Source organism: uncultured Phyllobacterium sp. (assembly GCF_902479695.1).
GTDB classification, from domain to species: Bacteria; Pseudomonadota; Alphaproteobacteria; order Rhizobiales; family Rhizobiaceae; genus Phyllobacterium; species Phyllobacterium calauticae.
Window position 1 is genome coordinate 1 of record NZ_CABSQF010000064.1, and the last position, 20796, is coordinate 20796.

18 protein-coding genes and 1 pseudogene are annotated in these 20796 nt (G+C 60.7%); 13 read left to right on the forward strand and 6 right to left on the reverse strand.

Annotated elements, in window-relative coordinates; all coding sequences use genetic code 11:
* Together RDL77_RS23130 and RDL77_RS23135 are read right to left on the reverse strand one after the other, a co-directional pair.
* On the reverse strand, positions 1-576 hold a 576-nt coding region (locus RDL77_RS23130; protein WP_288194861.1), incomplete at its 3' end, for a methyltransferase.
* A 3-nt stretch (positions 577-579) separates the two neighbouring features.
* On the reverse strand, positions 580-801 hold the full coding sequence (locus RDL77_RS23135) for a DUF2007 domain-containing protein (protein ID WP_288194862.1): 222 nt from the start codon (positions 799-801) through the stop codon (positions 580-582).
* 173 nt (positions 802-974) lie between these two features.
* On the opposite strand from RDL77_RS23135, the gene RDL77_RS23140 reads away from it, so the two are divergent.
* From RDL77_RS23140 to glyS, 4 genes are all read left to right on the forward strand, one after another.
* On the forward strand, positions 975-1991 hold the full coding sequence (locus RDL77_RS23140; RefSeq protein ID WP_223611574.1) for a polyprenyl synthetase family protein: 1017 nt from the start codon (positions 975-977) through the stop codon (positions 1989-1991).
* 153 nt (positions 1992-2144) lie between these two features.
* Positions 2145-3959: a tetratricopeptide repeat protein gene (locus RDL77_RS23145; RefSeq protein WP_223611573.1), complete on the forward strand. Its 1815-nt coding sequence runs from the start codon at positions 2145-2147 to the stop codon at positions 3957-3959.
* Positions 3960-4142: 183 nt separating this feature from the next.
* Positions 4143-5078, forward strand: a complete 936-nt coding sequence (locus RDL77_RS23150) for a glycine--tRNA ligase subunit alpha (protein ID WP_223612383.1) — start codon at positions 4143-4145, stop codon at positions 5076-5078.
* A complete protein-coding gene (gene glyS, locus RDL77_RS23155; protein ID WP_288194863.1) occupies positions 5078-7372 on the forward strand; it encodes a glycine--tRNA ligase subunit beta in 2295 nt (764 codons plus the stop codon). The genes RDL77_RS23150 and glyS overlap by 1 nt, the downstream gene beginning before the upstream one ends.
* A 51-nt stretch (positions 7373-7423) precedes the next feature.
* Here the strand turns inward: glyS and RDL77_RS23160 are convergent, their stop codons facing one another.
* Entirely contained in the window at positions 7424-7852 is a 429-nt protein-coding gene (locus tag RDL77_RS23160; protein WP_223611571.1) for a hypothetical protein, read from the reverse strand.
* A gap of 167 nt (positions 7853-8019) precedes the next feature.
* Here RDL77_RS23160 and RDL77_RS23165 point away from each other — a divergent pair, with 167 nt between their 5' ends.
* The 4 genes from RDL77_RS23165 (at position 8020) to RDL77_RS23180 (ending at position 12670) form a co-directional block, all read left to right on the forward strand.
* Positions 8020-9012, forward strand: coding sequence for an L-threonylcarbamoyladenylate synthase (locus RDL77_RS23165; RefSeq protein WP_288194864.1), 993 nt, complete (start codon positions 8020-8022; stop codon positions 9010-9012).
* On the forward strand, positions 9009-10424 hold the full coding sequence (locus tag RDL77_RS23170) for an FAD-binding oxidoreductase (protein ID WP_288194865.1): 1416 nt from the start codon (positions 9009-9011) through the stop codon (positions 10422-10424). The genes RDL77_RS23165 and RDL77_RS23170 overlap by 4 nt, the downstream gene beginning before the upstream one ends.
* A gap of 286 nt (positions 10425-10710) precedes the next feature.
* Entirely contained in the window at positions 10711-11283 is a 573-nt protein-coding gene (locus RDL77_RS23175) for a DUF6101 family protein (protein WP_288194866.1), read from the forward strand.
* A 94-nt stretch (positions 11284-11377) separates the two neighbouring features.
* Positions 11378-12670, forward strand: a complete 1293-nt coding sequence (locus RDL77_RS23180; RefSeq protein WP_288194867.1) for an aminotransferase class V-fold PLP-dependent enzyme — start codon at positions 11378-11380, stop codon at positions 12668-12670.
* On the opposite strand, the gene ubiA is transcribed toward RDL77_RS23180, so the two are convergent.
* A complete protein-coding gene (ubiA, locus tag RDL77_RS23185; RefSeq protein WP_223611566.1) occupies positions 12667-13677 on the reverse strand; it encodes a 4-hydroxybenzoate octaprenyltransferase in 1011 nt (336 codons plus the stop codon). The genes RDL77_RS23180 and ubiA overlap by 4 nt on opposite strands.
* Before the next feature lie 139 nt (positions 13678-13816).
* Here ubiA and purD point away from each other — a divergent pair, with 139 nt between their 5' ends.
* The 3 genes from purD (at position 13817) to RDL77_RS23200 (ending at position 17143) form a co-directional block, all read left to right on the forward strand.
* Positions 13817-15097 (forward strand): phosphoribosylamine--glycine ligase, encoded by a 1281-nt coding sequence (gene purD, locus RDL77_RS23190; RefSeq protein ID WP_288194868.1) that lies wholly within the window; start codon positions 13817-13819, stop codon positions 15095-15097.
* A 167-nt stretch (positions 15098-15264) separates the two neighbouring features.
* On the forward strand, positions 15265-16596 hold the full coding sequence (locus RDL77_RS23195) for a TolC family outer membrane protein (RefSeq protein ID WP_288194873.1): 1332 nt from the start codon (positions 15265-15267) through the stop codon (positions 16594-16596).
* A gap of 109 nt (positions 16597-16705) precedes the next feature.
* Positions 16706-17143: a VOC family protein gene (locus RDL77_RS23200; RefSeq protein WP_288194869.1), complete on the forward strand. Its 438-nt coding sequence runs from the start codon at positions 16706-16708 to the stop codon at positions 17141-17143.
* A gap of 1 nt (position 17144) precedes the next feature.
* On the opposite strand, the gene RDL77_RS23205 is transcribed toward RDL77_RS23200, so the two are convergent.
* Positions 17145-17777 (reverse strand): LysE family translocator, encoded by a 633-nt coding sequence (locus RDL77_RS23205; RefSeq protein WP_288194870.1) that lies wholly within the window; start codon positions 17775-17777, stop codon positions 17145-17147.
* Between the two features lie 195 nt (positions 17778-17972).
* On the opposite strand from RDL77_RS23205, the gene RDL77_RS23210 reads away from it, so the two are divergent.
* Both RDL77_RS23210 and RDL77_RS23215 read left to right on the forward strand, forming a co-directional pair.
* Positions 17973-18515: a helix-turn-helix domain-containing protein gene (locus tag RDL77_RS23210; protein WP_288194871.1), complete on the forward strand. Its 543-nt coding sequence runs from the start codon at positions 17973-17975 to the stop codon at positions 18513-18515.
* A 7-nt stretch (positions 18516-18522) separates the two neighbouring features.
* The gene (locus RDL77_RS23215; RefSeq protein ID WP_288194872.1) at positions 18523-19053 is read left to right on the forward strand and encodes a GNAT family N-acetyltransferase; all 531 of its coding nucleotides are present in this window, start codon (positions 18523-18525) and stop codon (positions 19051-19053) included.
* Here the strand turns inward: RDL77_RS23215 and RDL77_RS23220 are convergent.
* Positions 19050-20663, reverse strand: a pseudogene (locus RDL77_RS23220) (peptidoglycan D,D-transpeptidase FtsI family protein); the annotation flags it as partial. The gene RDL77_RS23215 and the pseudogene RDL77_RS23220 sit on opposite strands and share 4 nt — an antisense overlap.
* Positions 20664-20796: the final 133 nt, after the last annotated feature.

Below are 20796 nucleotides of genomic sequence, written 5' to 3' on the forward strand. Positions count from 1 at the left end.
CTGCAAGGCATCGAGCAGTTCGGCTATCGAAGCCGGGCGGGCGATGATGGCCAGTGCGCCGCCGGGTTTGACGATGGCAGCGGCCGTGCGGATCCATTGCTCCATCATGCCGTCGGTCATGACATGGGCTTCCGCCTTCACCGGATCGGGCGTTGCACGGTCGGTGGGCCGGTTGAAGGGCGGGTTCATGATCACGAAATCAAAACTATTGTCGGCAAGTCCTGCCGCAACCCGTGCCTTGCCGGTCAGGGTGACATCCGCCTGCACAAGTTCGGTGCGGGCAGCGATGGCGGCATTTTCCGGCAGCGCGAGCGATCTGCGGGCGAAGTCGGCCATGAAATCGGAACGCTCGATCAAGACCGCCTTGGCCTTGCTGCAGCGCGCGAGCACGGCAAGACCTGCCGCCCCGGCACCGGCGCCAAGGTCGGCGATACGGCCGGAAAAATCATCGGGTACGGCACTGGCAAGCACCATGGCATCGACCCCGGACCGGTGCCCCTTCAGCGCGGGCTGGAGCAGGTGGAACCGGCCGCGATGGAATGCATCCAGCGTATGGGGCGTATCGGTCGATGGCATGGATCAGCCGCGCAGCTCGCGCTCGAGGCAGGCGTCTTTGAGCAACCGCCGGACTTCGTCCTCCCGGTTGGCATCGATCAGCACCCGGCGTGCGAGAATGCCGACGGAACCTTCAAGGACGCTCATATTGGAATCGGCGATAAAGTGCCGGATGCCGGCATCCTTGAGCAGTGATTCGACAAAGGAGATGAGAACAGGATCGTTCGTACGCATGATTTCGATCATTGCCATTACCCATATGACTGGCCCGGAAGTGCTGTAAGTCCTGTAGCATATGTGTGGGCTTTATCACGAATTTGTAACCCCTGCCATTTTTGCGCGCCAATTCGCCGCTTGCGGGTTATAGCCTGTCAAAATAAGGTGTCGCCGCATTATGCGAGAAGTTTAGGAGTTTCGGTTTGGGCGTTGTTGTCAGTCTGGACGATAAGAAGAGCAGCACGGGATCGGTGCAGCCGCTGATTGATCTTACCAAGGCCGACATGGCCCGTGTCAACGAACTGATCCTGTCGAAAGCAGGTTCGGACGTCGAGATGATTCCCGAAGTGGCGAACCATTTGATCTCGTCCGGCGGCAAACGCCTGCGCCCGATGATCACGCTCGCGGCTGCCCGCATGTTCGGTTACCAGGGCGATGGCCACGTCAAGCTCGCCACCAGCGTCGAGTTCATGCACACGGCAACGCTTCTGCACGACGACGTGGTTGACGAGAGCGACCTGCGCCGGGGCAAGAGCACGGCGCGCATGATCTGGGGCAATCAGGCCAGCGTTCTCGTTGGTGATTTCCTGCTCGGCCAGGCGTTCAAGATGATGGTGGATGTCGGCTCGCTCGAAGCACTCGATGTGCTGGCAACGTCGGCTTCGGTCATTGCTGAAGGCGAAGTCATGCAGCTTGCGGCGGCAAAAAATCTTGAGACAACCGAAGATGAGTATCTGGCGGTGATCAAGGCCAAGACAGCCGCGCTGTTTTCCGCTGCGGCGGAAGTGGGGCCGATCATTGCATCCTCCTCGCGCACGGATCGCCAGGCATTGCGCTCCTACGGCCTCAATCTCGGCCTCGCATTCCAGCTGGTGGATGATGCGCTGGATTACGGCGGCAATGCCAAGGATCTCGGCAAGAACACCGGCGATGATTTCCGCGAAGGCAAGATTACCCTTCCCGTGGTTCTGACCTATCGACGCGGCACGGCGGAAGAGCGCCTGTTCTGGAAGGAAGCGCTGGAGAACGGTGTCAACGACGACAAGGCGCTGGAAAAGGCCAAGGGCTTGATGACCCGCTATGGTGCCCTCAGCGATACGATCCAGCGCGCCCGGCATTTTGGCGGGATTGCCCGCGATGCATTGGCCCCGCTCGATCAGTCGCCGCAGAAGGATGCCCTTCTGGAGGTCATCGACTTTTGCATCAGTCGGGTGAACTGATCCGTTGTGGATCGAACGCCTGCCATGGCCTCTGGCAGGCAATTGCCTTTATTCTTTCGATGAAACTTGAGAGTGGACCGTAAAAAGGCCATGCTTTTCCTGAGGATTCGGGCGATCATTTCATGATGACGACAATGAAGAGGGATTTTGTATATGCAGCGCAGTAAATTGCTTGGCTCCGTGATGGGCGCAACACTCGCTGCCTTGACCATCAGTGTCATTTCCGCACCGGCGGCGACCGGCAAGGATCTGGTAACTGCTGCGGGATCATTGTCCGGCGCCTTCCTCTCTGCCCGCACCGCTGAACGCAGCAATGATTTCGACAGCGCCATTTCCTTCTACCGGCAGGCTCTTGCCTATGATCCGAAGAACAAGGAACTGCGCCAGAGCCTCCTGCTGGTTCTCCTGACCGACGGTCAGTTCAAGGAAGCATTGCCGATTGCGCAGGAACTGAAATCGGTTCCGGAGATCGAACGCTTCTCGCGCCTGGCGCTCGGCATCGATGCCCTGAACAAGAAGCAGTACCAGAAGGTGGATACCCTGATGATGCTGTCGCTCCAGTCGGATCTCGACAGAATGATCACCGGTCTGATTTCGGCCTGGGCCAAGGCCGGGGCGGGCAAGCCCAATGAAGCGCTGGCCATGATCAGCAAGCTGAAGGGCCCGGACGGTTTTGCCCTGTTCAAGATCTACAATTCGGCGCTCATCGCCGACATGGCTGGACAGAAAGACAAGGCGGCAGCGTTCTATCAGAGTGCTCTCGAGGACCGCCCGAGCCTGGCTGCGGCGCCCGATACCTATGAAAGACTGATCGAGGCCTATGCCTCGTTCAAGATGCGCAACGGTGACAAAGCCGGCGCGGAAACGCTGATCAAGGACGCATCGGAAGTGCTGTCCGGCCGCATGGTTCTGGTCGAATTCGGCAAGCAGCTTTCGTCCGGCAAGGCCGTCAAGCCGCTCGTGGAGACCCCGCAGCAGGGCGCGGCGGAAGTGCTCTATACCTTGGCAACCGCGATCAACCGCAGCGGAGCGGAAGCTTTTTCCAAACTCTATCTGCAGATGTCGCTGCCACTGCGCCCCGATCACGATGCAACCCTTTTCCAGATCGGTGACATCAGTGCCAAGCTGGAGCAGCCGGAAAAGGCCGTCGAATACTTCACGCGCATTCCTGCCGATTCCGCCTATAACCGCGATGCGGAAATGCAGATTGCCATCAATCTTGCCATCTTGAAGCGCCATGACGAGGCGATCACGCATTTGAACGGACTTCTGGCGGCCGATCCGAAGGATATCCGCACCTACCTTGCCATCGGCAGCATCTATGCGCAGGACAAGAACTACGCCAAAGCCGCTGAAACCTATGACAAGGCTGTTGCAGCGATCGAAAAGCCCGAACGCAACGACTGGATGATTTTCTACCAGCGTGGCATTGCCTATGAGCGGCTGAAGCAGTGGGACAAGGCAGAGCCGAATTTCACCAAGGCGCTTGAACTCTATCCGGATCAGCCGCAGGTGCAAAATTACCTCGGCTATTCCTGGATCGACATGAATATCAAGCTGGAGCAGGGGCTGGACCTGATCAAGAAGGCCGTCGCCTCCCGCCCGCAGGATGGTTATATCGTCGACTCGCTCGGCTGGGCCTATTACCGGATGGGCAATTATGCCGATGCTGTCATCCAGCTGGAGCAGGCGGTGAAGCTGCGTCCCGAAGATGCAACTATCAATGATCATCTGGGCGATGCCTATTGGCGTGCAGGACGCAAGCTGGAAGCGACTTTCCAATGGGCCCACGCCCGCGATTCCAAGCCTGAGCCGGAAGATCTGGTCAAGATCGAGGAAAAGCTGAAGAACGGCCTTCCCGATGCAAAGGAACCGGGCGTTGCCAAGAATGGCGGCGATGCCCCGAAAGCACCGGAACCTCCAGCGCCGCAACCGGCTCCTGTCCCGGCTCCGGACAACAAGGGCTGATCATCATGAGAAACAGGGGTGCTGTTCCCGGCACCCTTGCCATGATTTCCGCTGCGGGTGCCTGCGAAAGCCATTGTCATGGCTTCCTTTCTCTTGACCGGCCAGACGGCACGCCTTAGGACGGGCACTCCATTTCCGTTCGTCAAAAAGGCCTGACCGGTGACCGTCCCATTGCCCGATCATATGCACCCGACCCGTTCGTTCCAGGGTCTCATCCTGACGCTTCATAATTACTGGGCCCAGCATGGATGTGTCATCCTGCAGCCCTATGACATGGAAGTCGGCGCGGGTACGTTTCACCCGGCGACAACATTGCGTTCGCTCGGTCCCAAGCCGTGGAAGGCAGCCTATGTCCAGCCATCGCGCCGCCCCAAGGATGGCCGTTACGGCGAGAACCCCAACCGCTTGCAGCACTATTACCAGTATCAGGTGATCATGAAGCCATCGCCTGCCAACCTGCAGGAGCTTTACCTCGGCTCGCTGGCGGCCATCGGCCTTGATCCGCTGCTGCATGATGTGCGTTTCGTTGAAGATGACTGGGAAAGCCCGACGCTCGGCGCCTGGGGTCTGGGCTGGGAATGCTGGTGCGATGGCATGGAAGTGTCGCAGTTCACCTATTTCCAGCAGGTCTGCGGCATTGAATGCGCGCCCGTTTCGGGTGAGCTGACCTATGGTCTGGAGCGGCTCGCCATGTATATCCAGGGCGTCGACAGCATCTACGACCTGAATTTCAATGGCCTCGAGGGCGATGAAAAGGTCACCTATGGCGATGTGTTCCTGCAGGCGGAGCAGGAATATTCGCGGCACAATTTCGAACATGCCAACACGTCGGTCCTGCTGCGGCATTTCGAGGATGCGGAAGCCGAGTGCGCGGCGCTTCTGCGCGCGGGCGCTCCCAAGGACGGCGACAACAGCCCGATGCACCGGATGGTCCTTCCGGCCTACGACCAGTGCATCAAGGCTTCGCATGCGTTCAACCTGCTCGATGCGCGCGGTGTGATCTCGGTGACGGAGCGGCAGAGCTATATCCTGCGGGTCCGCAATCTCGCCCGGCAGTGCGGCGAGGCGTTCCTTTTGACCGAAGCCGGCGGCGTCAATTTCAAGAGTGAGTCCGTATAATGCCCGATCTTTTGCTCGAACTTCGCTCGGAAGAAATTCCCGCCCGCATGCAGCGCAAGGCGGCCGGCGATCTGAAAAAGCTCGTCACCGATGGTCTGGTCGAGGCTGGCCTCACCTATGAAGCGGCTGGTGACCACTGGACGCCGCGCCGCCTCACGCTGGATATCCGCGGCCTGACCGCACGGTCGAAAGACGTGCATGAGGATCGTAAGGGACCGAGCGTCAGCGCGCCGGAGGCAGCCATTGCAGGCTTTCTGCGTTCCGCCGGCCTGACGGATATTGCACAGGCCCACGTGCACACCGACCCGAAGAAGGGTGATTTCTACGTCGCCCATCTGACAAAGCCGGGCCGGCCCGCCGAAGAAATCATCGCGGAACTCCTGCCAAAAATCATCCGCGAATTTCCATGGCCGAAATCCATGCGCTGGGGGGCAGCCTCGGCAAAGGCCGGCAGCCTGCGCTGGGTGCGTCCGCTTCAGTCGATCGTCTGCATGTTCGGCGGTGAGACCGAAGAACCGGTTGTCGTCGATTTCGAGGTGAGTGGCCTGCCGTCCGGCAATATCACCTATGGGCACCGGTTCCTGAGCGACGGCCAGCCGATCACCGTTCGCCGCTTTGACGATTATGTCGCCAAGCTGGAAAAGGCCAAGGTCGTGCTCGATGCGGATCGCCGCAAGGAGATCATTCTGGCGGATGCGCAGAATATAGCCTTTGCGTCGGGCCTTGAACTGGTCGAGGACGAAGGCCTGCTGGAAGAGGTGTCGGGTCTCGTCGAATGGCCCGTCGTGCTGATGGGCGAATTCGAGGACAATTTCCTCGCCATCCCGCCGGAGGTCATCCGTCTCACCATCAAGACGAACCAGAAGTGCTTTGTCACGCGCAAAGCCGGCGAGACGGACAAGCTCTCCAACAAGTTCATCCTGGTTTCCAACATCGTGGCCAGCGATGGCGGCAAGGAGATCGCCTACGGCAATGGCAAGGTCGTCCGTGCCCGTCTTTCCGACGCGCTCTACTTCTGGACGACCGACCAGCACGATCTGCCCGATATGGAAAAGCTCGCGGCTGCCGCCATCCGCTTCGATCTCGATCTGAAGAAGCCGCTCGATCAGCGCATGGCGCGGCTCGATGCCCTGAATGTAACCTTCCACGCCAAGCTCGGCACCCAGGGCGAACGCGTCACGCGGATCAAGGCACTGGCACGCGATATCGCGCCGCTGGTCAGGGCCGACCCGGTACTGGCCGCCCGTGCGGCCGCACTGGCCAAGGCCGACCTTACGACGGAAATCGTCGGCGAGTTCCCGGAACTGCAGGGTGGCATGGGCCGCAAGTATGCGTTGCTGCAGAACGAACATCCATCGGTCGCAGCCGCGATTGAAGAACATTACAAGCCGCAAGGACCATCCGACTTTGTGCCGAGTGATGCGGTTTCCGTGGCTGTCGCGCTTGCCGACAAGCTCGATACGCTGGTCGGCTTCTGGGCCATCGACGAAAAGCCGACAGGCTCGAAAGACCCCTATGCCCTGCGCCGTGCGGCGCTTGGCGTCATCCGCCTGCTGCTTTCAAGCGACTGGCAGATCGCGCTTCTGCCGCTCTTCCAGGCCGCCTTTGCGCAACTGCGCGAGGATGCCGTCGAAAAGCATGTCGAGCGCTACGAAGCGCAGCAGGCCGCCCAGAATTCTGGCGATGTCGATGGTGAGGAAGATGTCACCAACGCCATTTCCGGTTTTGAAAAGCGCTTGCGCGGCGAGGTGGCCGAGCATGCGCAGCCGGTTCTGCTGGACCTTCTGGCGTTCTTCCATGATCGCTTGAAAGTGCATCTGCGCGAACTCGGCGCACGGCATGATCTGATCGATGCGGTGCTGACCGACGGCGCCGATAATCTTCTGCTGATCGCTCGCCGCGTTGAAGCGCTGGTGGTCTATCTCAACTCGGAAGAGGGCAAGAACCTTCTGGCCGGCACCAAGCGCGCGGCCAATATTCTGAGCGCCGAGGAGAAGAAGGGTACGGTTGTCGCCGATACGGTTGACCCGGCGCTGCTTGCCCTCGATGCGGAAAAGACGCTCTTTGCCGCGGTGAATCAGGCTGAGAAGGACGCGGCGCAAGCGATTCAAAAACAGGATTTTTCCGGCGCCATGATTGCACTGAGTGCTTTGCGTGAACCGGTTGATTCATTTTTTGAAGATGTGCTGGTTAATGACGAGAATCCGGCCGTTCGAGCCAATCGCCTGGCGCTGCTTGCCCGTATCCGCACAGCCACGAACACGGTCGCTGATTTCTCGAAAATTGCTGGATAATCAACAGGCAGGCGCGAAAACCTCGCGCTTGTCCGGTTGCCTTGCGCTGGCTTATTGCATGCTGGCGCGCAGCGGCGTCGCTTCGACTGCCAGCAATCCGCTGGCGGCGGCGGGTGCCGCTGGTGCCGGCGTTGCCGTGGTTTGCGCGACCGGTGCTGCGTGTGCTGCCGGCAGTGTCGCTGCATTGGCGGTGGCGATAAAAGAGTCCGGTTTGGGGCCGTTGCCCTGAAGGCGGGCCATGTACTGGCGCGAGCGTTCGCGGCGTTCCAGATAGGCCTGAAGCTTGGCGGCTTCCGCCGCGCGCTGCTCGATGCAGGGCGTGCAGACAGGATTGCCATTGGCATCGAAACTGTCATAGCCGACAAAGGTGACCGAGTTTGGCCGTGCCGACGGGCCCTTGAGCTTGATGGATTCTCCGGCGTGCGCAATGGCCGGTGCGATAAGGGCAGCAGCTATGATGGCAAGCAGATGGCGGAACATGTGGCTCTATCCTCGTTGACCGCCCATCTCTATCAGCCAAACCTTGCTAATTTTTACCACGGGTGGATTCAATTTTACGCATCACCTCATACGGTGAGTTCATCAGCGCAGGCTTGCGGCGAGCCCTGCCCATCGTGTAGGCAATGCGCACGATCGGAGAAGCGCCCTTGGCCGAGACAATAGCACCAGATGAACAGGCAATTCTGAAGGCGGCCCAGACGCTGGCTGCAGGCCAGCTTGTCGCCATTCCGACCGAGACGGTCTATGGCCTGGCGGCTGACGCCACCAATGGCGATGCCGTTGCCGGTATCTTCGAAGCGAAGGGCAGGCCGCATTTCAATCCGCTGATCTGCCACGTTTCGGATATCGCCATGGCGGAACGCTATGCGGTGATCGATCCGTTGTCTCGCAAACTGATGGATGCGTTCTGGCCCGGTCCCCTGACACTGGTCCTGCCGTTGCGGCCCGATACCCATATTCATCCCCTGGTGGCCGCCGGTCTCGATACGGTGGCACTGCGCATGCCGCGCGGTATCGCCGGAAAGATCATCGCAGCGCTCGGTCATCCGCTGGCCGCCCCCAGCGCCAACACATCCGGCAGGATCAGCGGCACCAGTGCCCAGGCAGTCGCCGATGATCTCGGCAGCAAGATTGCCCTGATCCTCGATGCCGGACCGTCCGAGGTCGGATTGGAATCGACCATCGTCAAGGTGGACGGCGACGCGGTTCTGTTGCTGCGGCCCGGCGGGCTTGCCGCCGAGGATATCGAAGCTCTCATTGGTCAATCGCTGCGGCGCATGGACCAGCGTGCCGCGATCGAGGCGCCCGGCATGATGGCCTCGCATTACGCCCCGTCGGCCGGAGTGCGTCTCAATGTGCACGAGGTGCGGGATGGCGAGGCACTGCTGGCCTTCGGTCCGGACCGCGCTGCGGATGCCCATAGGGCGAGCGCGTGTCTCAACCTTAGCGAGACGGGCAATCTGCGGGAGGCCGCCACCAATCTTTTCGATTACATGAAGCGTCTCGACCGCCTCGGCGGTGCCGTCATTGCTGTCGAGCCGATCCCCTTCACCGGACTGGGCGAAGCCATCAATGACCGCCTTGTCCGCGCTGCCGCGCCGCGCGTGCCTCCCATAGAAGAGTTGGAACAGATCAAATGACCCTGACGCCAGACCTTGTTGCCCGCTTTACTGCCATCGTGGGTGAGAAAAACGCCTTGCATGACGCGCAGGACATCGAACCCTACCTGATCGAGCCGCGGGAAAAATTCGGCGGCAAGACGGGACTGGTTTTGCGGCCGTCCACCGTGGACGAGGTTTCGGCAATCCTCAAACTGGCGACTGAAACCGGTACGGCCATCGTGCCGCAGGGCGGCAATACCGGCCTTGTCGGCGGCCAGATGCCCGATGAAACGGGCCAGCAGGTCATCCTGTCACTGTCACGCCTGAACAAGATCCGCTCGGTCGAGCCCGCCGGCAATCTCATCATCGTCGAAGCGGGTGTCGTCCTGCAGAAATTGCAGGAAGCGGCCGAACAGGCCGGGCGCCTGTTTCCGCTTTCGCTGGGCTCGGAAGGCTCCTGCCAGATCGGCGGCAATCTCTCCTCCAATGCGGGCGGCACGGCGGTGCTGGCCTACGGCAACACGCGCGAGCTCTGTCTTGGCGTCGAGGTCGTGCTGCCGACCGGCGAGATTCTCAATGATCTGCGCTACGTCAAGAAAGACAACACCGGCTACGACCTGAAGGATCTGTTTGTCGGCGCGGAAGGCACGCTCGGCGTCATTACCGCAGCTGTCATGAAGCTCTTCCCGCTGCCCAAGGGCAAGGGTGTTGCCTATGCCGGGCTGAACAGCCCCGCGGCCGCCCTGAAACTTTTGGGGCTGGCGCAGAGCCATGCGGGCGCGGCGTTGACCGGCTTCGAACTGATGCCGCGCATCGGTGTCGAGTTTTCGGTGGCGCATACGGAAGGTGTGCGCGATCCGCTGCAGGGCGTGCACAACTGGTATGTGCTGATCGATATTTCCTCGTCGCGCTCCGCTGAAGATGCGCGCGAGACCATCGAGGCCATTCTGACGGAGGCTTTTGAGGCGGGACTGGTGGAAGACGCCACGATTGCCGACAGCACCGCCCAGGAAAAATCCTTCTGGCATATGCGCGAAGCCATGTCGATGGCGCAAAAGCCCGAGGGCGGCTCGATCAAACACGACATTTCGGTGCCCGTGGCGCGTATCCCGGAATTCATTGCCGAAGCCGATGCGGCCGTGCTCGCGATGATACCCGGGGCCCGCATCGTGTCCTTCGGTCACATGGGCGACGGCAATCTGCATTATAACATCACCCAGCCCATCGGTGCCGACAAGGAAGCGTTCCTTGCGCGCTGGGGCGAGGTGAATGCCCGCGTGCACGGGATCGTCCGCGCCTACAAGGGATCGATCTCCGCCGAGCACGGCATCGGCCAGTTGAAGCGCAAGGAATTGTCGGAAACCAAGTCGCCGGTGGCGCTCGATCTGATGCGCCGGATCAAGGCTTCCTTCGATCCGGCCGGCATCATGAATCCCGGCAAGGTGATCTGAGCGCGCTGTTTCATGGTTTTATCGATGGCGGGGAAGTGTTTCGATGCAAGTCGAGCTTCCCCGTCAGTCTTTTGTTTATCTCTCTTTTTGAAACCTTACCGATGGTCGAATTTCGATAACCATTCCCCGCGATGAGAAATGGTTAACCGCGTTCGTTAAGCGGAAGCGGGGGGATTGGCGCCTATTGTTTCCCCATACGAGACCAGAAAAAATTGGTCCGCTTCTACAGGGAAATACAAAAGAGAAGACCGGAAAACCGGCTCTCAGGATCGACAGAAGGCGTCACATGAAAAAAGCCGGAGCAAAGCCGGTTTGGGCAGGCCAGGAATTCCGGCTCGACCCATTCCACCTGCCACAGACCGTCACCTACGCCACGCGCGATGACCGGGGCGACATTACCTTCTCGCTGCATGAGCGCGGCGCGGTGGTCAAGCGCGTACTGCCGAACAGCAACCTGCCGGTGTCGCTGGCCCTGCCGGTCTGCGCCTTTCAGGGCGTGACGGCCCGTGCCGCCGAGGACGAGCTCGGCGACATCACCGTGACGCTCGAACTGATGCACAGCGATCCGCATCTTTCGGTGCCGCTGCTGGTCGCCCACGATCTCAATGACATCGCCGCGGACTGGCGCGCCTGGTCCAATCTGTTCAAGCTGCCGATGATGCTGGTCGAGGAAGACGGCGAAGCCCGCCAGCTCGAGCTGAGCATCGGACCGGTTGCTGTGGGCGAACCCGTGGAACGCCGCCAGGGCCGTGAACCGCGCCGCCGCCGTCCGCGTTTTCTGGCCCGCCGCAAGATGGGCAATCTCGGACTGCGTCTCGTCGTCGGCGGTGAGGAAATCATCGCTTCCGGCAACCGCTGAACAATCGGCTTCACCGTCAATTCCTTCATGCAGCTGTGACATTGAAGTCCTAATCAGGAACCAGATGGAACACAGCGTGTGAAGGATCGGTCCGATGCCAGGTATAGAACGTCGTCATTTTCTGATGGGCAGCGCGGCAACCGCGCTCGCCGCAACAATCGTTAAGGCATCAGCCACGGAAACAGCGGTGCTTCCTGCCGCCAATGACACGGCCATTGCCACGGACCGCGCCTATTGGGCCGCCGTGAGCGATCTCTACGATGTGGAGCGCTCGATCGCCAATCTCGAGAATGGCTATTGGGGTATCATGGCCCGCCCTGTGCTGCAGGCCTATCTGGAAAATACGCAGCGCGTAAACCGGCAGAATACGGTCTATGCCCGCAATGCCTTTGGCAAGGACGCCGAGGATGTGCGCAACCGGGTTGCCGGGGCGGTTGGTGCAGCGCCGGAGGAAGTCGCCCTGACGCGCGGCGCCACCGAAGCCCTGCAAAAGCTGATCACCGGTTACAACAAGCTGCAGCCGGGCGATGCGGTGATCTATTCCGATCTCGATTATGATTCCATGCAGTATGCCATGAATGCGCTGGCGGGCCGCAGGGGTGTCGAGGTCAAGACCTTCGCCATTCCGGAGCCGGCGTCGCGGGAAGCCGTGCTGGATGCCTATCGCACCGTGCTGGAGGCGACCCCCAAGGCAAAGCTGCTGCTTTTGACCCATCTGTCCCATCGCACCGGGCTTGTCATGCCCATTCGCGAGATTGCCGACATGGCCCGTGCCCGCGGCGTGGATGTGGTGGTCGATGCAGCCCATTCCTGGGGGCAGATGGATTTCAAGGTAACCGATCTCGGCGCTGATTTCGTCGGCTTCAACCTGCATAAATGGATCGGCGCACCGGTTGGCATGGGCTTCCTGTACATTCGCAAGGAAAGGCTGGCCGATATCGACCGCGATCTGGCCGATGAAGACTGGCCGAAGGACGATATCCGCTCGCGTGTTCATACCGGCACGACCAACTTCGCCGCGACCTTGAGCGTGCCTGCCGCGCTTGACCTGCACGAGATGATCAGCTCGAAGCGCAAACAGGCACGCCTGACCTATCTTCGCAACTATTGGGTGAAACAGGCGCGGGCGATCGAAACTGTCGAAATCCTCACGCCCGACGACGACACCATGCATGCCGGCATCACGTCGTTCCGCATCAAGGGCAAGATCAGCAAGGACGATAACAACGTCTTGATGACGGCACTGCGCGACAAGCATCGCGTCCTGACTGTACGACGCACCGGGGTGGCCAAAGGCCAATGCCTGCGGGTTTCGCCAGCGCTCTACACGACCGAGGCTGAGCTTGACCGATTGGTTGAAGGCTTGAGTGCGATCAGTTCAAGCTAAAAGAACGGTTTGACCACCGTCCACAGCGCGCCGAGTACCAGCCCGGCAAAAATCAGCCAGCCGACAACTTTGTTGGAGTGGAAGAGGCGCAGGCATTGTGCGGGATCGTCGATGTCGAGCACCATGATCTGGCGGTACATATGTGCTCCTGCCGCCAGAAGACCGGCAACAGCGGGCATGGGCACTTCCGCCATGGCAAAGGCTCCGAGGAACAGCACCAGCGCACCGCCATAGAGCACCATCAGCGCTTCGCGGGTGCGGCTGCCGAACAGCCGCGCGGTCGAACCCACGCCGACGAGGGCATCGTCTTCCTTGTCCTGATGGGCGTAGATCGTGTCATAGCCGATCACCCAGAGGATCGAGCCGGCATAAAGCAGCAGCGGCGGGAGAAAGTCTTTCAGCGTCGCTGGTGCCCCGAAATGCGCGGACCAGCCGACAAGGGCACCCCAGGAGAAGGCAAGCCCGAGCACAAGCTGCGGCCAGTTGGTGATGCGCTTCATGAACGGATAGATCGCAACGATCACCAGCGAGGCGATGGAGAGAAGAATGGTGAAGAGGTTGAACTGGATGACCACCAGTAGCCCCACAAGCGCTTGCAGCACTATGAATATTTTGGCCTGTTTGCGGGTCACCTGGCCCGAAGGCAGCGGACGCGAACGGGTGCGCGCCACCTGATTGTCGATGTCCTCGTCGGCCAGATCATTATAGGTGCAGCCCGCGCCGCGCATGGCGACCGCTCCGATCAGGAACAGGGCGAGGTGCCAGGGGGAAGGAATGATCGACCAGACGGAATCGCCGACCTTGGCGCCGGCACTTGCCGCCAGGGCGACGGACCACCAGCAGGGCCAAAGCAGGAGCCACCAGCCGATGGGGCGGTCCCAGCGCGCCAGCTGCGCGTAGGGCCAGAGCCAGGCTGGCAGTGCGCGATAAACCCAATGTCCCGACGGCGCGTCGAAAACGCGGCCCCGGCCTTGGCTTGACTGTATGATGTCTTTTTCCGGTGTCATGGCGTGACCTTGCAGCGGGCGCTGCGCCAGTCAAGTAAATTACGCCTGAATTCGGGGCAAATCTGTGATTGCGCGCTTGACCCTTCGCGCCCGAGGCCATACCGACACAGCAACCCCTTCATGCACGGAGCAGAAAACGATGAACGTCTTGCTTATTGGTTCCGGTGGCCGCGAACACGCTCTGGCCTGGAAGATCGCGGCGTCTCCCGTGCTGACAAAGCTCTACTGCGCTCCCGGCAATCCCGGCATTGCGCATGAGGCCGAATGCGTGGCGCTCGATCCGGCCGATCACGCCGCCATCGTTGCATTCTGCAAGGAAAAAGCGGTTGATTTCGTCGTCGTCGGCCCGGAAGCACCATTGGTTGCCGGTATCGCCGACGATCTGCGCGCCGCAGGCATTTCCGTATTCGGCCCGTCCAAGGCGGCTGCGCAGCTGGAAGGCTCAAAGGGCTTCACCAAGGATCTCTGCGCCCGCTTCAACATTCCGACCGGCGCCTATGGCCGCTTCAGCGATGCCGCAGCCGCCCGGGCCTATGTGGAAAAGCAGGGCGCGCCCATCGTGGTGAAGGCGGACGGTTTGGCGGCGGGCAAGGGTGTCGTGGTGGCCATGACCGTGCAGGAAGCCCTCGATGCGGTGGATGCCTGCTTTGACGGTGCCTTCGGTGGCGCCGGCGCCGAAGTGGTGGTGGAAGAATTTCTCGATGGCGAGGAAGCCAGCTTCTTCTGCCTCTGCGATGGCAAGACAGCCCTTCCTTTCGGCACGGCACAGGACCACAAGCGCGTCGGCGATGGCGATACCGGTGCCAATACCGGCGGCATGGGCGCCTATTCGCCCGCGCCTGTGATGACGCAGGCGATCATTGACCGCACCATGCACGAGCTGATCGAGCCGACCATGCGCGGCATGGCGGAAATCGGTGCGCCGTTCAGCGGCGTGCTGTTTGCCGGCCTGATGATCACCGGGGACGGCCCGAAGCTGATCGAATACAACACCCGCTTCGGTGACCCGGAAACACAGGTGCTGATGCTGCGGCTGAAGGACGATGTGCTCCTGTTGTTGAAGGCAGCCGCCGATGGCGCGCTGGACCAGATGTCGGTGCGCTGGAACGACGATCCGGCGCTGACGGTCGTCATGGCCGCAAAGGGCTATCCCGCATCTCCGCAGAAGGGCAGCGTGATCCGGGGTGCCGATGCGGCGCAGTCGGACACGGTGAGAATATTCCATGCGGGCACCGCCGAGAAAGACGGCGCGCTTGTCGCCAATGGCGGGCGGTTGCTTAATGTCACAGCGAGCGGCAAAACGGTGCAGCAGGCGCAGGACGCCGCCTATGCTGCGATTGCCCGGATCGATTGGCCGGAAGGCTTTTACCGGCGTGATATCGGCTGGCGCGCTATCGCCCGCGAGAAGGGTGAGGTATAGTAAAAACGCCGCTCATCCGGTTTTCAACATTGACATCGGCGGTTCGTAGCGCAATGTCTCATGCAAATCGGAACGAACGGTTCGCTGAGCCGAGTCCTCTGTTCAAACTGTCGGAGAAATTCACCGTGTCCATAACAGCCAAGCGAAGCCTCACTGCGATCCTGCTGATGACTTCGGTTCTGACAGCAACGCCTTCCATGGCCGAAACAATTTTCGGTGCGATGTCGAAGGCCTATCAGAACAATTCGACGCTGAATGCAAACCGCGCCGGTGTGCGGGTGACGGACGAGAACGTGGCGATTGCCAAATCCGGCTACCGCCCGCGCGTGACCGGCCAGGTCTCGGTCAATACCGAGCGCAGCAAAATTGATGGCCAAAGGGCAGGAACAAAAAGCTCCTCCACCGAAGGTGTCGAGGTTGACCAGATGCTGTTCGACGGTTTCCAGACCAGGAACAACGTTGCGGCGGCAGAGACCGGCGTTCTTGCGGCTCGCGAAAACTTGCGCGGCAGTGAGCAGACCATTCTGGCGACGACCGTGCAGGCCTATATGGATGTCTACCTCAACCGCCAGATTGTTGCCCTGCGCGAAAAGAACCTGGCATTCCTCAACGAGCAGGTGCGCTCCAACCGTGCACGGTTCGATGTGGGCGAGGGCACCCGCACCGATGTTGCCCAGGCAGAAGCATCGCAGGCGACAGCGGTCAACGACCGCAATACCGCCCGTGCCAATGTGAAGATTGCCGAAGCCACCTACATCCAGACCGTCGGGGCCACTCCAGGGTCTCTGACTGCGGCGGCAACCGCCAAATCCTTGCCGAAATCGCTTAATCAGGCCTATTCCATCGCCGATGCCAATCATCCCCTGATCGGGTCTGCGAAACTCAACACCGACGTTGCCGGGTATCAGGTCAAGGTGAACGAGGGTGTACTGCTGCCGCAGGCCGGCGCCACGGGAACGCTCAGCCGGACGGATTTTTTCCAGGGCGGATCGGCGACCTCACCCAACAATTCCGCGGCATCGGCCAAACTGAACGTGACGATTCCGATCTATGGGGCCGGTCGAACAGCGGCAACAGTGCGCCAGTCGAAGGAAAATCTCGGCCAGCGGCGCATCGAGGTGGATGTGTCGAAAGACAGCGTCCGTCAGGCCGTTGCCGCCGCGTGGTCAAGACTGGATGCCGCCAGAGCCTCCATTGTGGCGCAGAGGAGCGTTGTGGCCGCAGCCCAGCTTGCGCTCAATGGCGTGATCGAGGAGCGCAAGGTCGGTCAGCGCACCACCCTCGACGTCTTGAATGCTCAGGCCGATGTCATCACAGGCCAGCTCGCGCTGGTGCAGGCAGAGCATGACAGCGTCGTCAGCAGCTATCAGGTTCTTTCCGCCATGGGCCGCCTGACGGCAAAGCAGGTTGGCCTGCAGGTGGCCGAATACAAGCCGGAAGAGCATTTTGACGCCGTGAAGGACAAATGGGGCGGTACAAAAACCCCCGACGGCCGCTGAACAGGCCCTTTGAGTATTACAGTTCCGGAGCGCCCTGGCAGGGGCGTTCCGGATTTTGTTTTACGGGATGCGGTTCACGCGCAGGATATCAGAACCCGAGGAGACATCCATGCAGGCAGCGAGTGTTCCGTTTTCTCTGGTGGGCATCGATCATGTGGTCTTTCTCGTCGATGACATGCCGTCCGCGCTGAAATTCTACTACGAGGTTCTCGGCTGCCGGCCTGGCTATATCTATCCGGCGCTCGGGATGGAGCAGGTCTGGTGCGGGTCGGCGCTGATCGTCCTGTGGGACATTACCCACCCCGGCGCCGCCAGTGCTGTTCCGCCGGTGTCGGGCGGGCGCAACGTCGATCATGTCTGCATCGCAACCGGGCCGTTCGATCATGATACGCTGCGCGCCCATCTCGATGCCCATGGGGTCGAGATCGAGCGGGAGGCGATGCATGGCGGCGCCCGCGGTATGGGGCACTCGTTTTACATCCGCGATCCCTTCGGCAACAAGATCGAGATCAAGGGACCGGCGGTCTATCCGGACGGACGAGGCTAAATCAGCTCTTCTGCAGAGCGAGATGCACACCGAGCCCCACCAGGATCGTTCCGCCGGCGCGCTGCATCATCCGCTGGGCATGGCTTGAGCGCTTCAGGCGCGTGACCACGGCTCCCGCCAGGATCACGCAGGCCAGGTCGGCGGAAGAGAACATCAGATTGACCATGGTTCCGAGCAGCACGAACTGCAGCCAGACCGGAAACGCCGCCGAAGTGTCGATGAACTGCGGCAGGAACGCCATGAAGAAAATCGCCGTCTTCGGGTTGAGAACCTCGACGCTGATGCTTTCAAGAAAGGCCCGGCGGGCGGATTTCTGCTCCACGCCCGGCATGGTGACGTCGCCATTGACCTTGGCACGAAACAGCGAAATGCCGAGCCAGACCAGATAGGCCGCGCCGCAGAACTTGACTGCGAGATAGAGCACCGGCACGGCATGGAACAGCACCGACAATCCGGCCGCCGCAGCAAACACATGCACATAGCCGCCGAGATGAATGCCGAATGCCGCCATCAGCCCGGACCAGCGGCCGCGCGCAATGGTTTGCGCCGCCGCGTACAGCATGGCGGGACCGGGAATATAGGCAAAGATCGCCGTGGTGATGAAAAAAGCGATCAAAAGTTCGGTGGATGGCATGTGCGGCTCCGGACGTGGGTCCCAGGGGAATGGAACTGGAATTATAGACAAAAAGTGTCCGGGCGGAAGCGGCATTCGGTTTTGGCCGTGAGGCGGCGTCAACATCCGGCAGACATCTTCGAAATGCGATTGACTTCATCTCCATATAGAGATAATTTCTCATATATGGAAAATAACTCGATTGATACCGCTGCTATGGATCAACGCATCGCCAAGCGCCTCAAAGGATTGCGGGCGGAACGCGAGTGGTCGCTGGATGAGCTTGCCCGCCGCAGCATGGTGAGCCGTGCGACGCTGTCCCGGCTCGAAAATGCCGAGGTCAGTCCCACCGCCCAGGTGCTCGGCAAGCTGTGCTCCACCTATGGCCTCACGATGTCGCGGCTGATGCATATGGTCGAGGATGAGTTCGCGCCGCTGATCAGCCGCGATGCGCAAGCCGTGTGGATTGATCCGAGTGTCGGCTTCAAGCGCCGCTCCGTATCGCCGCCGGCGCAAACCCTGGCGGGCGAGATGCTGGAATGCGAACTCGATCCCGGTGTCCGCATTTCCTATGACAACCCGCCACGCCCGGGTCTCGAACACCATTTGCTGCTGATCGAAGGCCAGCTTGAGGTGACCGTCGATGGTCAGACCCATGCTCTCAATCCCGGCGACTGCCTGCGCTATCAGCTGTTCGGGCCCAGCGCCTTCGCCACATCCCAACATTCCGGTGCACGCTATGTGCTTTTCATGCTGTGAGGCTCCATTGACCAACGATATTGCTATCTTTGATGCCGATGACATCGAGGCCCATGTGCAGGCGCTCGGCGCGCTCCTGCATGCCTGTGTGCATGGCGGTGCCAGCATCGGCTTTGTGTTGCCGTTCTCGCAAGTGGATGGGGAGGCGTTCTGGATGATGAGCGTGCTTCCAGCGGTCCGGCAAGGCAAACGATTGTTGCTCGTGGTCCGTAAAGACGGAAGGATCGCGGGAACCGGCCAGCTTGATTACGATACGCCGCCCAATCAGCCGCACCGGGCCGAAATCCGCAAGGTGATGGTGCATCCGGATTTCCGCCGCCAGGGAATCGCCAAGGCGTTGATGGTCGCGCTGGAAAGCGCGGCGCACCGGTTGGGGCGGGGTTTGATCACCCTGGACACGCGGACCGGCGACAAGGCGGAACCGCTTTACCTGGGCCTGGGTTATCAGATTGCCGGGATTATTCCGGACTACTGCCGTGATCCGTTCAAGGATCATCTCGACGCCACCACGATCATGTTCAAGGCCATCTCGGCCTAGTCCTCTGCCGTCTCGAACACCGGAAGCACGCCGAGAATATTGGCCGAGCGCCGGATGATTTCTGCAGCCATCGGCGCTGCGTTGAGGCCGGCGCCGGCGGCGACCTGACCGTCGACGGGCTTGGGTTCATCGATGATTGTCAGCACGACATAGCGCGGGTTCTCGATGGGGTAGGCGGCGATGAAGGTGTTGAAGCGCACGTCCTTGGAATAGCGTCCGTTGATGACTTTTTCGGCGGTTCCGGTTTTGCCGCCGACGCGATATCCGGGAACCTGCGTCCGGCTGGCGGAGCCGCCCGTGCCCTTCTGGGCATTGAGCCGGTAGAGATAGCGCAGATCATCGCTGGTCTTCTTGCTGACCACCCGCTTGGCCATGGTCCGCGCTTCTTCAACGCCGCGCGGCAGGAATGTCGGCGCGATCAGCATACCGCCGTTGAGCAGGGCTGCGGCACCGACTGCGGTCTGCAGCGGCGTGGTGGCCATGCCATGACCGAAGGAAATCGTGATCGAGTGAACCTTCTTCCAGACTTTCGGCTCTGTCGGTCGCGCCACCTCGGGCAATTCCGTCTGCATCCGGTCGAGCAGGCCAAGCCGGACCAGGAATTCGCGATGCCCTTCGATGCCGACCACATCGGCTTCCTTGGCTGAACCGATATTCGAGGAAAACAGGAATACTTCCGGCAAAGTCAGCACGCGGCGTTTGCCGTGGAAATCGTGGATGGTCTGGCGGCCGATGGTGATGGGGCGGGTGGCGTCGAAGGTGCTGTTGAGATCCACCTTGCCGGAATCGAGCGCCATGGCCGTGGTGAAGGTCTTGATGGTCGAGCCCATCTCGTAGACACCGGCCGACATGCGGTTGAGCCGGTCCTTCTCCAGCGCGTTGAACGGATTGTTCGGATCAAAATCCGGCACCGAACCCATCGCCAGGACTTCGCCGGTATCGGCGTCGAGCACCACGGCGCCCGCTGCAATGGCGCGGTAGCGTTCGACCGCATTGACCAGCACGTCGCGCACCACGTGCTGGACTCTGAGGTCAATGGAAAGCTTCACCGGTGCGAGCTTGCGCGCATGGGCAAGGCCGACATCGCGCAGGTCGGACAGGCCCTGCGAGTCGATATATTTCTCCATGCCGGCAATGCCCTGATTGTCGACATTGACCAGACCGAGAATATGCGCCGCCGTCGGGCCACCGGGATAGAAGCGGGATTTCTCCGTGCGAAAGCCGATCCCGGGTATGCCCAGTGCCATGATCTGGCTCTTGTGCTTCGGCGTCAGGCCGCGCTTGAGCCAGGCAAAGCCGGCCTTGCCCTTCAGGCGGGCGTAGGTCTGCTCGAAATTGAGATCGGGCAGGACGGTGGCAAGCAGCTCGAACGCCTCGTCCGGATCGATGATCTTGCGCGGTTCGGCATAAAGCGAGACGGTGTTGATATCGGTTGCCAGCACCGCACCATTGCGGTCGAGAATGTCCGGACGCGAGGCCAGAATGGAGCCCGTCGGTCCATTGAAATCCACCGGATCGTCCTTCATGCCGTAAAAGACCAGCCGCCCGCTGATAATGCAGAAAATCCCGATGAAACAGGCCATGATGATCAGGATACGGTTTTGGGCGCGGGCGCTGCGTGGGGTCATTATCTCATTGTGAAACTGTGGATTGGGGCTGATCGCGCAAAGGTAGCATCCTTTGATCAGCTGCAATTCTCACGATTTCCGGAATGTCTTGTTAACCTGAACAAATGCTTAATAT

Coding starts and splice junctions, on each gene's coding strand:
- purD (WP_288194868.1), top strand. CDS start 13,817: ATGAACGTCTTGCTTATTGGTTCCGGTGGCCGCGAACACGCTCTGGCC.
- RDL77_RS23135 (WP_288194862.1), bottom strand. CDS start 801: ATGATCGAAATCATGCGTACGAACGATCCTGTTCTCATCTCCTTTGTC.
- RDL77_RS23205 (WP_288194870.1), bottom strand. CDS start 17,777: ATGCCATCCACCGAACTTTTGATCGCTTTTTTCATCACCACGGCGATC.
- RDL77_RS23180 (WP_288194867.1), top strand. CDS start 11,378: ATGCCAGGTATAGAACGTCGTCATTTTCTGATGGGCAGCGCGGCAACC.
- RDL77_RS23170 (WP_288194865.1), top strand. CDS start 9,009: ATGACCCTGACGCCAGACCTTGTTGCCCGCTTTACTGCCATCGTGGGT.
- RDL77_RS23210 (WP_288194871.1), top strand. CDS start 17,973: ATGGATCAACGCATCGCCAAGCGCCTCAAAGGATTGCGGGCGGAACGC.
- RDL77_RS23160 (WP_223611571.1), bottom strand. CDS start 7,852: ATGTTCCGCCATCTGCTTGCCATCATAGCTGCTGCCCTTATCGCACCG.
- ubiA (WP_223611566.1), bottom strand. CDS start 13,677: ATGACACCGGAAAAAGACATCATACAGTCAAGCCAAGGCCGGGGCCGC.
- RDL77_RS23175 (WP_288194866.1), top strand. CDS start 10,711: ATGAAAAAAGCCGGAGCAAAGCCGGTTTGGGCAGGCCAGGAATTCCGG.
- glyS (WP_288194863.1), top strand. CDS start 5,078: ATGCCCGATCTTTTGCTCGAACTTCGCTCGGAAGAAATTCCCGCCCGC.
- RDL77_RS23150 (WP_223612383.1), top strand. CDS start 4,143: ATGCACCCGACCCGTTCGTTCCAGGGTCTCATCCTGACGCTTCATAAT.
- RDL77_RS23145 (WP_223611573.1), top strand. CDS start 2,145: ATGCAGCGCAGTAAATTGCTTGGCTCCGTGATGGGCGCAACACTCGCT.
- RDL77_RS23200 (WP_288194869.1), top strand. CDS start 16,706: ATGCAGGCAGCGAGTGTTCCGTTTTCTCTGGTGGGCATCGATCATGTG.
- RDL77_RS23195 (WP_288194873.1), top strand. CDS start 15,265: ATGACTTCGGTTCTGACAGCAACGCCTTCCATGGCCGAAACAATTTTC.